Source organism: Streptomyces sp. NPDC048600 (genome assembly GCF_055587025.1).
In genome coordinates, this window is record NZ_JBVJGZ010000014.1 from 23,338 (window position 1) to 37,968 (window position 14,631).

The window sequence follows — 14,631 nt, forward strand, 5'->3', positions numbered from 1 at the left end:
CGGAAATACGGCACACGGGAAAAGCGCCGTCGATCGAGAGAGGTTTCACGCACCCGCGTCCATCGGCGCGGTTTTCGGAATGGCTCGATGCTAACCATGGTGCGGCGCCCCGGCCCACTACTCGCGCGGGTAGTGCCCGGTGCGGTCGGCTGCTCGTCCGGGGAGTTCGACCGACCAGTCCTGGTAGTTGGACTCCCCCTTCATTGCCGGGCACCGGACGGGCGTTGTTCGATCGTCGGGACGAATCCGGGGGTAATCATGAATCCGTTGACAGGCCGCGAAGACGCTCGGCCCGTGCTGGGCGGCCTTCTGGACGCGGTCGCGCAGGGCACCGGCGGCTGTCTCGTCGTCGAGGGGCCGGTCGGCGCCGGAAAGACGCACCTGCTGACGGCGATGTCCCGGCAGGCGGCGGAACGCGGGCTGACCGTGGCCGCGGGCCGGGCGGGCGAGAGCGACGCTCCGGCCCCCATCGCCCTGCTGGTCAACCTGCTGCGGCACCTCATGCCCGAGGACGTCGATCCCGGCGAACTGCTGCGCCCTGACACCAACCCCTTCTGGCTGACGGACCGGGTGGGCGAACTGGTCGGGAACGCGGCCCGCCGGCGCCCCCTGGTGCTGGTGCTGGACGATGCCCAGCGTCTCGACGACGCCGGCGGTCTGGTCCTGCGCGGGCTCGTGCAGAGCCTGGCCTCGTCGCCGGTGCTGTGGCTGCTCGCCCGGCGGCCGCTGCCCGCCCGGTCGCTCGGCCAGCAGGCGCTCGGCTGGCTGATCGAGCACGCCGCGGTGCGGTGTCCGCTGGGCACGCTGGACCGCGCGGCCGTGGCCGAGCTGTGCGGCCGTGTCCTGGGAGCCGAGCCGGGCGCGTCGGTGCTGCGCTGGGCGGACCGCTGCGGCGGCAACCCCTGGCTGGTGGAGGAACTGCTGCACGCGTTCCGGGAGGCGGGACAGGTGCTCGTGGTGGACGGCCGGGCCTCGGTGGTGGCGGAACGGCTGCCCGAGACGGTCCTCGGCCCGGTCCGCCGTCTGCTCGACGAGATGTCCCCCGCGGTACGGCGGCTGCTCGTGACGGGCGGCAGGACCGGCGGCACGTTCACGGTCGAGGACGTGGCGGCGGCGCTCGGCGAACCGGCCTCGGAGCTGTCCGCGAGCGTCGAGGAGGCGCTGACGGAGGGCTTCGTCCGGGCGCACGGGCCGGAGCTGACGTTCGCTCAGGAGGTGCTCGGGGAGGCGCTCGCGCACCCTTCGTTCGCCCGCACCGGCCGTGAACTCCCCGTCCGGGCCGCCGAGGCCCCCACCCCGCCGCCGGCCGCCGCGCCCCTCGCGACGCCCCCGGCGGCGAAGGCCCCGCGCACCCCCCGGTGCGGCTGCGACGATCTGGCGACGCGGGCCCTGTCGGCCCTGGGGAACGTGTTCGACGAGGTGCCGCGCACGCTGGCCGGTGCCCTGCGGCTGCTCGCCGGGTCGGGCCGCGCCGCCGAGGCCGTCCGGCTCGCGAAGGCCGCCCTGCGCCCAGGAGCGGAGCCCGCGGCCGAGACACAGCTGGTCCTCGAACTGAGCCGGGGACTGCGGGACGCCGGCCACCCCGGACTGTCGGCCGGACTCGTGCGGCGCACCCTGACCCGGCAGGACCTCGCCGAGCCGGAGCACGCCGCGCTGCGTGAGGCGCTCACCGAGTCCGGACACACGGACGACTCCACCCCCGCGGCCACCGCGCCGTGGGGCGACGAACGGGGAGACGCGGGGCCCGGCGCCCCGGCGGACGTCCCCGCCGTCGAGCCTGCGCGGCAGGCGCTGTCCCCCACCGGCTGCGAGGTGTGCGAACGCCCGCTGTGGACCTGGCTGGTCCGGGCCCTGGTCGCGGCCGACCGGTTCGACGCGGCGCGGGCGGTCGGCGAGGCCGTGAAGCGCGAGGCCGAGACGTTCGGCGAGACCTGGCCGCAGACCCTCTGGTACGGCCACCACGCCGAACTCCTCGTGGCGGAGGGCCGGATGGAGGAGGCCCGGGTCGCGGCCGAGACGGCACTGCGGTCGGCGGACCGTGGGGCCCCGGCGGACTCCGTGCCCGCGCGCCTGGTCCTGGCCCGGCTCAGTCTGCACCGCGGTGATCTGGCCACCGCCAGCGACCAGTTGCGCATGACCGAACGCCTGGTGACCGACGGCCCGGGCGCCGACCGGGCCCGGCTGGACTGGGCGCTCGCCCTGTTCCACGCGGCGAGCGGTCGCCCGGCGATGACCGTGCGGACGCTCCTCGACGCCGACGGGCGCGGCGCGCCCGACCCGCTTCTCTTCGGCGAGGCTCCGCAGGCGGCGGCCATGCTCGTCAGGCTGGCCCGGCAGGCAGGGCTCGGCGCGGAGGCCGAGGGGGCGGCCGGGTTCGCCCGGCGGCTCGCGGACCGCCACCCGGCGGTGCGTTCGCTCACGGGCGCCGCCGAGCACGCCGAGGGAGTGCTGCGCGACGACGTGGTGGCGCTGCACCGCGCCGTCGAGCTCCACCGGCACGCCGCCCGACCGCTCGCGGCGGGCAGCGCGCTGGAGGACGCGGCCAAGGTCGAGCAGGGCATGGGCAACACGCCCCGTACGGTCCGGCTGCTGGAGTCCGCGCTCGGCCTCTACGCCGACTGCGGGGCGCAGCGCGACACGGTCCGCGTGCAGAAGAAGCTGCGCCGCCTCGGTGTGCACCACGAGCGGGGGCCGGGTGCCGAACGGCCGAAGTCCGGCTGGGAGAGCCTGACGGGCGCCGAACTGCGCGTCGTACGGGCCGTCGTGGACGGCAAGACCAACCGGGAGGCCGCGAGCAGTCTGTTCCTGTCGCCGCACACCGTCGACAGTCATCTGCGGCGGGTGTTCTCGAAGCTCGACATCAACAGCCGCGTCGAGCTGACCCGGCACTTCCTCGCCCACGAGGTTCCCGTCTCCGGCCTGGCCGCGGCTCAGCGCCCCGGCTCGGTCGGATGAGGGCGGCGTACGAGGACGGCGGAGCGAGGGCGGGGGTGGCGGTGGAGTGCGGTGGGGGTGGTGACGGAGCGAGGTGGGGGGTGGCGGTGGAGCGAGGGTGGGGGGTGCGGGGTGAGCGTGGGGGGTGCGGGGTGAGAGTGACGGGGGCGTGGGCCGCGGGGCCCGCCCTCCGTGTCAGAGAGCTCCGCCGCCTGCGTTCTCCGCTCCGGTACTGCCTTCGTCCTCGACCGAGTAGATCGCCGCGCTGCTCGCGTAGGTGGCGGCACCGCGGGCCAGTTCCACCCGGGTGTTGATGTCCAGCTTCCGGTAGATCTTCCTGAGGTGGTAGTTGACCGTGTGGGCCGACAGATGGACCCGCTTGGCGATCTGACGGTTCGTCATGCCCGTGCTCACCAGGTAGGAGATGCGCCGCTCCATGTCGGAGAGACCGGCCCAGCACAGGCTGTTCGGCGGTGCGGCGGGCGAGAGGGCCTCGGCGGGACCGGCCGTATGGGGGGCCTCTCCGGGTCTCGGCCCCGTCGGGGCCGAGGGTGGGGAGGCCGGGCTTCTTCGCTGGTGCGGGACCCTGGCGCCGTACAGCCTGGCGAGTTCCTCGGTCGCCAGGGCGACGGAGATCGGGTCCGGCGACTGCGCGACCACCCGGGACAGCCCGGCGGCGTCGCCGTTCGCCAGCGCGTTGGCGTGCAGCGCACCGAGGACGACGACGGAGATACCGGGGTTGTCCGCGGCGAGCCCGTCCACCGTCTCCAGCACGCTGCGCTTCAGCTCGCTGTCGCCCACGTCGCGCGCGAGCCGGACCAGGAAGGGTGCGGCGGCCGGGTCCTCGATGTACAGGCTCCGCAGGGCTGGCAGGTGGCTGTACTTGCCGGCGAAGAGTTCCACGGCCGCCCGGGGCCCCTCCCTCTTCACGGCGACGCGTACGTCCGTCCAGGCGTACTGCGGGGAGTAGGCCACGGTCCGGTCCGCGCCGAGCTCGCGCTCGGCTCGCTGCATGTGCTCGACCGCGGTGGACACGTCGCCCACGTACAGGGAGACGGCCGCGAGCACGCAGTGCGTGACCGGCAGAAGGGTGGGAACGGCGTCCGCCCCCGTCGCGGCGGTCACCAGCTCCGCCTGTACCCGCGCCTCTCCGAACCGTCCGGCCTGGAGGAGCATCCGGGCGCGCACCGCGGCGGGCCCGGACCGCCAGACGGGCACGGGCAGGGCCTGAAGGCCGGCTTCCGACGCGCCGATCAGCTTCTCGGCCTTGTCGAACTCCCGCAGATTCGCCAGCTTCCCGGCGAGGGCGAGCTGGAAATGCACCCGCCAGAGCGGATCGATGTCGTCGCTGTACCGTGCCGCGATACGTCCGAGGCTCAGCCCTTCGGCCAGCTCACCCGCGCGCCAGCGGACGTTGGAAAGGGATGCCATCGCCATCAGGGAAGCCACGTCGCCCTGTCCGCCGCGCCGCTCCCGCAACACACGTTCCGCATGTTCCTCGGCCCGGTCCATGTCCAGCACGGAATAGCCGAGAATCATCGACGCCTCGGCGTCCAGTCGAGCGGCGCTGGAGATTCCGGGATCGGCGAGGATGCTCTCGGCCAGCCTGACCCCGGCCTCGGCCCTGCCCAGCACGACGAGACCGTGAGCCCGCGAGAACGGCTCGGCGGCGCCGTCGGCCGTGTCCGGGCGGGGCACGCGCGAAGGACCGGACGGCGGCTGGGCGACTTCTTCCCGCCCGGGGCCCCAGAGCTCGCTCGACCCGGTGTCGCCGCCCCTGCGTCCCGCGGCCTCGCGCCTGAGCGCACCCCGCGCCGGGGCGGGGATGGACTCGGTGATCCCGTGCAGGAGAAAGCCGCTCGGGAACGCGAGCCGGTGCTCGTTGGTGACGACGAAGCCCGAGTCGATCGCCTCGTCCAGCACCGAGAGCAGCCCGGCCGAGGAGCGGTCGAGCATTCTGGACACGTCCTCCAGCAGGAAGGACCTGCCCAGCACTGCCGCGATCTTGAGGAAGTGCCGGCAGTCGAGACTCAGCTCGTCCAGCCGGCGCCTGACGAACAGCGCCACTCGGCGCGGTATGCGGCGCTCCACCAGGCGGACCACGCCGTCGCACTCCTCGACGAGGTCCTCCTCGACCAGGCCGAGCGCGAACTCGGTCAGCAGCCGCAGGCTGCCGCCGGCGCCGGCCGCGAAGTCGAGCAGCTCGCCGTCCGGCACGCCCCCGAGAAGCTTCCGCAGGACCTCGTCCTCGGTGGCCTCGCTGCCGGAGGGGACCTGGAGAAGATGTCGGGCTCGCGCGTCGTCGACTGTGGATTTCGACATGCGGCTTCCCATTGTCGGACCAGAAGCCATAACCTCGGATCACCCCCGTAATCATCCGAAATGACACAACCTCTTTTCGGGCAGAAAGCAGCCCGCGTGGCTCGATGTTAACTAGTTCTTCCGGCCGACGTAAGAGAGGAATGAGAAAAATCTGTGCGCCCGCTTTGTTTTTCGGCGCGTTCCCTGATTTTGAATAAAGGCAGGGCAAAGCACCAGCTTAATCGATATCCATAAGCGTTCACATGGAATTTGTGTCATGGTGTGAGCCATGACAATTGTCATGGGTTATTCGCGCACAGAACGGCCGAGAGCCCCCGTCCCCTGACGGGACGGGGGCTCTCGGCCCGAAGAGGGGGTCAGACGCGGGCCTTCTCCTCGACTCCCGCCACGGGGGCCGGGCCGGTCTTCGTCCTCCGGCTGCCGGGCATCCACCAGTTGGCCTTGCCGCACAGCTCCATCACCGCGGGGACGAGGATCATCCGGATGACGGTGGCGTCGACGAGCACGGCGACGGCCATGCCCAGACCGATCTGCTTGACCGAGACGTCCGGCCCGAGCAGGGAGGTCGTGAAGACGGCGACCATGATGGCGGCGGCGGCCGTGATGACCTTGGCGGTCCGCGCCAGACCGGCGGTGACGGCCGTCCGCGTGTCGTTGGTGCGCTCGTACTCCTCACGGACCCGCGAGATCAGGAAGACCTCGTAGTCCATCGACAGACCGAACAGCACCGGGAACATCATCATCGGGACCCAGGTCGTGACAGGCATCTCCGTCGGGAACCCGAGGGCGGAGCCGAGCCAGCCCCACTGGACGACCGCGACGAGCACACCGTAGGCGGCGCCGATCGACAGCAGGTTCATCACGGCGGCCTGGAGGGCGATGGTGACCGACCGGACCAGGGCGATCAGCAGCACCAGGGAGAGCAGGATCACGACCGCGACCATCCAGGGCAGCCGCGTCCCCGTCTCGTCGGCGAAGTCGATGGCACCGGCGTTCGGGCCGCCGATGAAGACCTCCTGGTCGCCGGCCGCCTTCGGCAGCACGTCGTCACGCAGCCGGTGCACCAGGTCCGTGGTCGCCTCGTCCTGGAAGCCCGTCTCGGGGAACGCCATGAAGGTGGCGGCCCGCTGGTCCTCGCTGACCCGCGCCGGGGTGGCGTAGGCGACGCCCTCGGTCCCGCGGACCGCCTCGATCACGGAGTCGAGATCGCCGGAGCCGGACTCGGTGGCGAAGATCAGGGGCGCGCCGTAACCGGGGCCGAAGCCCTCGGAGAGGATCTCGTACGAGGTGTAGCTGCTCCGGTCGCGCGGCTGGACACTCGCGTCGGGCAGGCTCAGCCGCATCGACAGCGCGGGGGCGGCCAGCACCAGCAGCCCGGCCGTCGCCAGCACGGCGGCGACCAGCGGCCTGCGCTGCACCGCGCCCGCCCAGCGCTCGGCGAGGGAACGGCGCTCACGGGCCGGGACACCGTCGGCGCGCCGTCCGCGCGGGGTACGGCGGGGCAGCCGCAGCGAGTTGATCTTGTGGCCGGTGAAGCCGAGGAAGGCCGGGAGCAGGGTCACGGCGGCGACCATCGTCACGAGCACGGTCACGGACGCGCCGACGGCCACGCCCGTCATCAGCCGCTGCCCCATGGCGATCAGGCCGAGCAGCGCGATCACCACGGTCGTGCCGGCGAACAGCACCGCGTGTCCCGCGGTGGTGATGGCGTTGACCGTGGCGGTCTCCGGCTCGTCACCGGACTCCAGGCTCTCGCGGTAGCGCGTCACGATGAACAGCGCGTAGTCGATGCCCACGCCGAGACCGATCAGCGCCGCCACCAGCACGGTGAAGTCCGGGGCGGGAACGACGTGTCCGATGAGCTTGATCAGGGCGATGCCGCCGAGGATCGCCACCAGCGCGGTCACGATCGGCAGACCCATCGCCACCAGCGACCCGAAGGCGATGAACAGGATCACCGCCGCCGCCAGCACACCGATGCTCTCGGCCGGACCCTGCTTGGGCGTCTCGGCCTTCTCCGCCTTGTCGCCCGCGAGGCCCAGTGTCACACCGTCGCCCGAGGCGTCCTTGACCGTCGTCACCAGCGGCTTGACCGCGGTCTTGTCGACGTCCACGGACGTCAGCGGGATCGTCGTCCGGGCGATCCGGCGGTCCTTCGTCACCAACTGGGCGTCGTCGTAGGGCGAGACGACCGGGCCGGTGATGCCGGACGCGTCCAGTGCGGCGACGACCCGCTCGATCTTCTCCCGGGACGCGGGGTCGTCGATGCCCTTGTCCGCCTTGATCGCGAGCGTCAGGGTGTCGCCCTGCTGCTCGGGGAAGTGCTTCTCGATCAGAGACTGGGCCTTGGCCGAGTCCGAGTCACCACCGGTGAAGTCGTTGTCCGTCGCGGCGCCGAAGCGGAAGCCGACGAAGGCCAGGGCGATCACGCCGATGATCCAGGTCACGAGGACCAGACGGCGGCGCCGGTAACAGAACCGCGCCAGCCCCGCCAGGGCCCCTTCCGCGCGCCGAGTCTCGGTTGGCATCATCTCTCCTCGATCGAGTGGCTGAGCGTTGCCCTCAATCCTGGTGAGGCCGCCTCACGGCGTCGATGTGCGTACGCAGGCACTATCGCGTGGCCGGTACCACGGTTGCGGTACTCCCCGCGCAGTAGTGGCATGCGGGGACGGGCCGGTGCGTGGCCGGGTGCGTGGGCAGGTGCCCTGGCGGCGCGCGGCCGGCCCGTCGCTGCGGGCAGGTGTCCAGGCGTCGCGCGGCCGGCCGGGGCCCGGTGCCCGGTCAGAGGCCGGACGCGGTGCCGAGGCCGGTGAGGGCGCCCACCGGGTCGTGGTCGGGGGTGCCGCGCGGCCACCAGTCGTCGGCGCCGGGCTCCGACTCGTAGGCGTACCACAGGCCGTCGCGGCCGAGGCGGAGCTGGACATGGCCGCCGGGGTGGGTGAGGCGGTTGCGGGTGGGGCGGAAGGCGGGCAGATCGGCGGCGAGGAGCAGGGGGCGCGCACGGTCGAAGCGCCCCGCCGGCGGGTCCCAGGACTCCTCCAGTACGGCGAGCCCGTCCGGGCCGCCCTGGCGCCAGGCGGCGACGGCTCGCGCCAGTTCGGCCGGTGTGCGTCCGGCCGCGGCGGCGAGCGAGGCGTACAACGCGCGCGTACCCGCGGTCAGCCCGGAACCCGGCCGGGCCGCGGCGAGGCGCACCGCGTCCTGCCACAGGGTCAGTTCGGCGACCGGGTCGTGGCCGGTGGCGAGCAGCGCGTGGGCCCGCGCGGCGGCGTCGGTGGCCAGCTGGTCCAGCGCGAGGGGGTCCGGGCCGCCGGGGGCCGCCGGGTAGGCGGGGGGCTGCTCGGGGTGCGCGGGGACGGGCAACGGGTCGGGCAGCGGCGGCCGTTCGCGCCGTGCGAGCACCTCGCTCGCCCGGACGGCGGGCAGCGCCGCCGGTTCCCGCTCGCGGGCGGCCCGGGCCGCGCGGGCCGCGTTGCGCCGTGACAGGGCGTCCAGCAGCGTCCGTTCGCCCCGGCCGCGCAGCAGGAGCAGCACGAACGGGTCGGCGTCCAGCAGCCGGGCGGTCTGGTAGCACAGGGCGGCGGCGTGCTTGCAGGGGTGGCCGCGGTCCGGGCAGCTGCACTGAGGCGCCAGATCTCCCGGGCCGGGGAGCAGCGGGGTGCCGCCCTCCGCGAGGGCCGGGGGCAGCTCCTTGTCGAGCAGCGCGGCGATGTGCGCGGGCCGTTCGGCCGCCGTGTCCAGGAACCGCTCCCAGTCGGCGTCGTCGAGCGTGCGCAGCCGGACCTGCACCCGGTACGGGCGGGGGCGGCTGCCCTGTACGTACGCCAGCACCAGTCCGGGGGTGACGGTGATCGCGTCGACATGTCCCTGCTCGGCGTAACCGCGCCCGCGCGCCAGCCGCTTGGCGTCCAGCGCGCCCTCCTCCAGGGCCGTGACCCAGGCGTTGCCCCACCAGGTCGTGGCGAAGGCGGCGGTGCCGGTGGTCGGGGCGAGGGCGGGGAAGGTGCGGCGGAGATCGCCGTCGCGTTGGGGGGTGGCCATGGTCCGGGGGGCCGGGTGCGCGGAGTGGGGGGCCGCCGGTGTAGTGGCTTCCGCAGCGGGGGTGGCTGTGGGGGTTTTTCGGGTCGGGGTGGCGACGGGGGCTTTCGAGGCCGGGGGGCGGGTGAGGGTTTTCGGGTGCGGGGCGGTCTCGCCGGTGGCGCGGGACTGCCGGTGGGCGGCGAGGGCTTCGCGGAGGCGGTTCTTGGCGGCCGAGGCGGGTGTTTCGCCGGCGGGCGGCGCGGGCGCTTCGGCGGAGGGGCCGGGGAGCGGGTCCTTCGCGGGCGAGGCGGGTGAGACGGACGTCCGGGCGGACGGCCGGCGCTCGGCGGCGGGACCGGGGCCGGGTGCAGGTGCGGAGTCGGTGGGCGCCGGAGTGGTGTCGTCCTGCTCGGGGTGCCTGTCGCCCTGCTCGCGGTGCCCGCCGGTCTGCTCGGCATCGCGCCGGGCCGCCTCCTCGGTGCGGTGGGCGGCCCTGGCGGCCCTCAGTGCCGCGCGGGCGGCGTCGCCGGGACGCGGACGGCCGTCCCCGCGTCGTGCCGGGGCGGCCTGGCGCGAACCGGCCGCGGCCTGCTCGGTGTCCGGGTCCGGGGTGGCCCGTTGCAACGCGGCGCGCAGTGCGCGGCGGGCCTCGTCGGCGGGGCGTTCGTCCGTCATGCCGGCCTCCGCAGGGAGACCAGGTCGGACAGTTCCCGGTCGGAGAGCTCGGTGAGGGCCGACTCGCCGGAGCCGAGGATCGCGTCGGCGAGGGCGCGCTTGGCGGCGAGCATCTCGGCGATACGGTCCTCCACGGTGCCCTCGGTGATGAGCCGGTGGACCTGCACCGGCTGGGTCTGCCCGATGCGGTAGGCACGGTCGGTGGCCTGCTCCTCGACGGCCGGGTTCCACCAGCGGTCGAAGTGGACGACATGGCCCGCACGGGTGAGGTTGAGGCCGGTGCCCGCGGCCTTCAGCGAGAGGACGAGCACCGGGGTGGCGCCGCTCTGGAAGCGGTCGACCATGCGCTCCCGCTCCGCCACCGGTGTGCCGCCGTGCAGCAGGTCCACCGGGATCGCGCGGGCCTCGAGGTGCGCGGTGATGAGCCGGGCCATGCCGACGTACTGGGTGAAGACGAGTGCCGAGCCGTCCTCGGAGAGCAAGGTGTCCAACAGCTCGTCCAGCAGGGCGAGTTTGCCGGAACGGGCGGCGAGCCGGTCGGTGCCGGAGGGGCTGTGCTCCTCCTTGAGGTAGAGCGCCGGGTGGTCGCAGATCTGCTTGAGCGCGCCGAGCAGTTTGAGGACCAGTCCACGCCGGGCAATGCCCTCGGAGGTCTCGATGGCGAGCATCGACTCACGGACCACCGCCTCGTACAGCGCGGCCTGTTCGCGGGTGAGCGGGACCGGGTGGTCGGTCTCGGTCTTGGGCGGCAGTTCGGGCACGATGCCCGGGTCGGACTTCTTGCGGCGCAGGAGGAACGGCCGCACGAGCCGGGCCAGCCGGGTCACCGCCTCCGCGTCCTCGCCGTTCTCCACGGCGCGCGCGTGCCGGGCGCGGAAGGACTTCAGGGGGCCGAGCAGGCCCGGGGTGGTCCAGTCGAGCAGGGCCCACAGCTCGGAGAGGTTGTTCTCCACGGGGGTGCCCGTCAGGGCCACGCGCGCGGGCGTCGGGATGGTGCGCAGCGCCTTGGCGGTGGCGGAGTACGGGTTCTTCACGTGCTGTGCCTCGTCGGCGACGACCATGCCCCACTTCTGCTCGGCCAGGGTGGCCGCGGCGGAGCGCATGGTGCCGTAGGTGGTGAGGACGAAGCCGCCGTCGAGGTCGGTGAGGCTGCGCTCGGGGCCGTGGAAGCGGCGGACGGGGACGCCGGGCGCGAAGCGGTTGATCTCCCGCTGCCAGTTGCCGAGCAGCGAGGCCGGGCAGACCACCAGGGTCGGTTCGGTACGGGCGCGGCGCAGATGCAGGGCGATGACCGTGACGGTCTTGCCGAGGCCCATGTCGTCGGCGAGGCAGCCGCCGAGGCCGAGGGAGGTCATCAGGTCCAGCCAGGCCAGGCCGCGGAGTTGGTAGTCGCGCAGGGTGGCGGCGAGTCCGGCGGGCGGCCGGGCCGGGAGCACCCCGGCCGTGAGGCGGTCGCGCAGGGTGGCGAGCGCGCCGACGGGCACCGCCTCCACGGTCTCCCCGTCGATCTCCGCGCTGCCGGTGAGCGCGGCCGAGAGCGCGTCGACCGGGTCGAGCAGGCCCAGTTCGCGCCTGCGGGCCTTGCGGACCAGCGCGGGATCGACGAGCACCCACTGGTCGCGCAGCCGGACGACGGGGCGGTGGGCCTCGGCCAGGGCGTCCATCTCGCCCTCGGTGAGGGGGTCGCCGCCGAGGGCCAGCTGCCAGCGGAAGCTGAGCAGTTCCTCGCCCTCGAAGAAGCCGGTGCCGTCGGTCGCCGAGCCGGGCGCGGGACGTACCACCGCGGCCGCGGTGAGGTCGCGGGCGAGGTCGCGGGGCCAGTGGACGGCGACGCCCGCCGCCGCGAGCCGGGAGGCGGCGACGCCGAGCAGGTCGGCCAGTTCCTCCTCGGACAGGGCCAGGACGTCCGGCACGTCCTGTTCGGCGAGTCGCTCCAGCGGCGGCCAGACGCGGGCGGCGCGGCGGACGGCGAGCGCGGCGTCGACCCGCGCGCGGGGCCCGAACGCGGTGTCGGCCTCCCCCGCCCACAGCGCGGCGGCGTCGGTGACGAGGGTGGGGTCGGCCAGGCTGTGCACCTGGACGAGCGCCGCGCCAGCGCGCCGCAGGCCGCGGCCGGAACCGCCCTCGGCGTCCGCCCCGTCCGTGTCGAACACCTCGTACGCCGAGAGGTCCAGGCGCAGCGAGACGCGCACGCCCGCGTCCATGCCCGCGGCGACCTCCGCGGCCCAGGCCTCGGCGTCGGGCAGGCGCTGGGGGCGGTGGTCGGCGAAGGGCCTGCCGACGGCGTGCGGGGCGGCCGGGGTGCGGGGCAGGGTGTCGGCGACGGCGTCGAGGAAGGCGCGCACCAGCGGCTCGGGCTCGGGCAGCCGGACGGGGCCGGGTCCGGGCAGCGGGACGGCGTGTCCCTCGGGGGGCAGGGCGGCGGCCACCGCGCGCAGATGCGCGATGTCGTCCGGATCGAGGGGTCCGGCCCGCCAGGCGTCGTGCCCCGAGGGCGTGAGACCGGGCAGCAGCCGTCCCCGGGCGGCGATCCGCAGCGCGTGCAGCGCGGCCGCGCCCCAGCAGGCGGTGGCCGGGTGGGCGGCGGGGTCGCGCCGTGCCCGGACCAGGACGGGCAGGGCCTCGGCGAGGGACAGGGTGAGCGCGGTGGTCCGCACCCGGCGGACACCCTTGCCGTGCGGGCGGACCACGGTCAGCTCGGTGGGGCCGTCGAAGGGCGCGGCCTCGCCCTCGGGGTCCCAGAACGCGACGCGGCTGTCGCGCGGCAGTGGCGCGGGCAGGAACACGGCCGCGAGACGCACGGGGACATGGGGCTCGACGGGTGCCTGCGCGGCTGTCGCCGTCGCCGTGCCGCTCATCGGTCCCGCCACCTCCCCTCCGCACGTCGGATCGACGTCTTCGACTCTACGGGCGGGGTCTGACATCGGGCCCCGGGGAACGGCCGGGGCCGCTCCGTCACGGGACCGTGCGGGAGACGACGTACACGAACGGGTTGTTCGGCTCGGACATGTTCACGACCACGTCCTGGGTGGGCGCGGGCTTGTCCTGTTCGTGGACCAGGCCGTACCAGGGGCCCGGCCCGCTGAAGTCCCAGCCGGTGATCCGCTGGTCGCGGGCGCCGATGGTGATGTCGTCGCGCTTGAGGGCGGTGCGGTCGGTGCCCATGTTCCGCAGGAACTCGTCCAGGTTCGCGTTCGGCGTCTGGAACTGGACGTAGAGCCTGCTGGTCCGCCAGTTGTTGGTCTCGTAGTAGGCGACCTTGCCGGACGGGTGCGGGACGGGCACCTGGTAGAGACGGCGCTGGACCTTGGACGGCCAGTCCTCGGTCAGGCCGCGCGCCGAGTAACGCGCTTCCTTGTCCTTGCCGCTGTCGCGGCTCTGCTCGGCGGAGATCGCCAGATAGCCGGCCGGCACACCGATGAGCAGCACGATGATCAGCAGGGTGAGCGCCCGGCGGCGGTTGCGGTGCCGGCGGTCCTCGGCGTCGTGGGCCGGCTCGTCGGGCGGACCGGACTGGTGGGGCAGCGACCCGGTCACAGCGAGTCCTCCGTACGACGGGCGGCGAGGCGTTCGTAGCGCTCGTGGCGTTCCACGCGGCGACGCTTGGCACGCCGGAAGCGGCGGGCGACGAGTCGGGCCAGGTCGGCGGCGCCCACCATGCCGGCCTCGGGGCCGAGCTGGGCGCGGACGATCCGGGCCTCGGGGCGGTAGCCGCGGCCGGTCAGATGGCGTTTGAACGCGTCGCGCGCGGGGCCGATCAGCAGGTCGTCGGCGGCCGAGACGCCCCCGCCGATCACGAAGCAGGACGGGTCGAGGGCGGCGGCGAGGTTGGCGATGCCGACACCGAGCCACTGGCCGATGTCCTGGAGCAGTTCGATGCACATGGCGTCGCCCTCGCGGGCGAGCTCGGTGATCATCGGGCCGGTGATGTCGGCGACCTGTCCCTTGACGTGCTCGACGATCCCGTACGCCACCGGGGAGTCGGCGGCGGCCAGTTCCCTCGCCTCGCGCACCAGGGCGTTGCCGGAGCTGTACTGCTCCCAGCAGCCGCGGTTGCCGCACGGGCAGCGGTGGCCGCCGGGCACGACCTGCATATGGCCGAACTCGCCCGCGACGCCGTACTTGCCGCGCTTGACCTGGCCGTCCTCCAGGATCGCACCGCCGATGCCGGTGCCGAGGGTGATCATCACCAGGTGGTCCTCGCCGCGTCCGGCGCCGAAGCGCCACTCCGCCCACGCGGCGGTGTTGGCGTCGTTGTCGACGAGGACGGGCACCGAGAGACGGCCTGACAGGCGGTCCCTGAGCGGCTCGTTGCGCCAGGACAGGTGCGGGGCGAACAGGACGCGGTTGCGGTCGGCGTCGACCCAGCCCGCGGCGCCGATGCCGACCGCGTGCACGTCGTGCCGGTCGGACAGGTCCAGGACCAGTTCGACGATGGTGTCCTCGACGACCTTGGGGCTCTTGGACTTGTCCGGCGTCTCCGCGCGGACCTTCTCCAGGATGGTGCCGTCGGCGTCGACCACACCCGCCATCACCTTGGTGCCGCCGATGTCGATGCCGACGGTCGGCACGCGGGGTGCGGTCAGGTGGGACCGCCGCTCCCGTGTGCCCACCGTGCGGAGCGCCGGCGCGCGGCGGGAGCCGATGGGGGCGTTGAAGGTGCCGTAGGTGCTCATCGGG

7 protein-coding genes are annotated in these 14,631 nt (G+C 73.9%); 1 reads left to right on the forward strand and 6 read right to left on the reverse strand.

Annotation, left to right across the window (positions count from 1 at the left end):
* The first annotated feature begins 258 nt into the window (after positions 1-258).
* Entirely contained in the window at positions 259-2,955 is a 2,697-nt protein-coding gene (locus ACZ6SQ_RS19970; RefSeq protein WP_469563666.1) for an AAA family ATPase, read from the forward strand.
* A 174-nt stretch (positions 2,956-3,129) separates the two neighbouring features.
* Here ACZ6SQ_RS19970 and ACZ6SQ_RS19975 read toward each other — a convergent pair whose 3' ends face one another.
* From ACZ6SQ_RS19975 to ACZ6SQ_RS20000, 6 genes are all read right to left on the reverse strand, one after another.
* Complete coding sequence (locus ACZ6SQ_RS19975) at positions 3,130-5,256, reverse strand: LuxR C-terminal-related transcriptional regulator (RefSeq protein WP_469563669.1); 2,127 nt, start codon at positions 5,254-5,256, stop codon at positions 3,130-3,132.
* A gap of 356 nt (positions 5,257-5,612) precedes the next feature.
* Positions 5,613-7,784: an MMPL family transporter gene (locus ACZ6SQ_RS19980; RefSeq protein ID WP_469563672.1), complete on the reverse strand. Its 2,172-nt coding sequence runs from the start codon at positions 7,782-7,784 to the stop codon at positions 5,613-5,615.
* Positions 7,785-8,037: 253 nt separating this feature from the next.
* Positions 8,038-9,951 carry an SWIM zinc finger family protein gene (locus ACZ6SQ_RS19985; protein WP_469563675.1) on the reverse strand — a complete coding sequence of 638 codons (1,914 nt, stop codon included), beginning with the start codon at positions 9,949-9,951 and terminating at the stop codon, positions 8,038-8,040.
* Complete coding sequence (locus ACZ6SQ_RS19990; RefSeq protein ID WP_469563678.1) at positions 9,948-12,809, reverse strand: DEAD/DEAH box helicase; 2,862 nt, start codon at positions 12,807-12,809, stop codon at positions 9,948-9,950. Before ACZ6SQ_RS19990 ends, ACZ6SQ_RS19985 begins: the two co-directional genes overlap by 4 nt.
* 97 nt (positions 12,810-12,906) lie before the next feature.
* Entirely contained in the window at positions 12,907-13,488 is a 582-nt protein-coding gene (locus ACZ6SQ_RS19995) for a sugar kinase (protein WP_469563682.1), read from the reverse strand.
* Positions 13,485-14,627 carry an ROK family glucokinase gene (locus ACZ6SQ_RS20000; protein WP_469563685.1) on the reverse strand — a complete coding sequence of 381 codons (1,143 nt, stop codon included), beginning with the start codon at positions 14,625-14,627 and terminating at the stop codon, positions 13,485-13,487. Before ACZ6SQ_RS20000 ends, ACZ6SQ_RS19995 begins: the two co-directional genes overlap by 4 nt.
* Between the last annotated feature and the right edge of the window lie 4 nt (positions 14,628-14,631).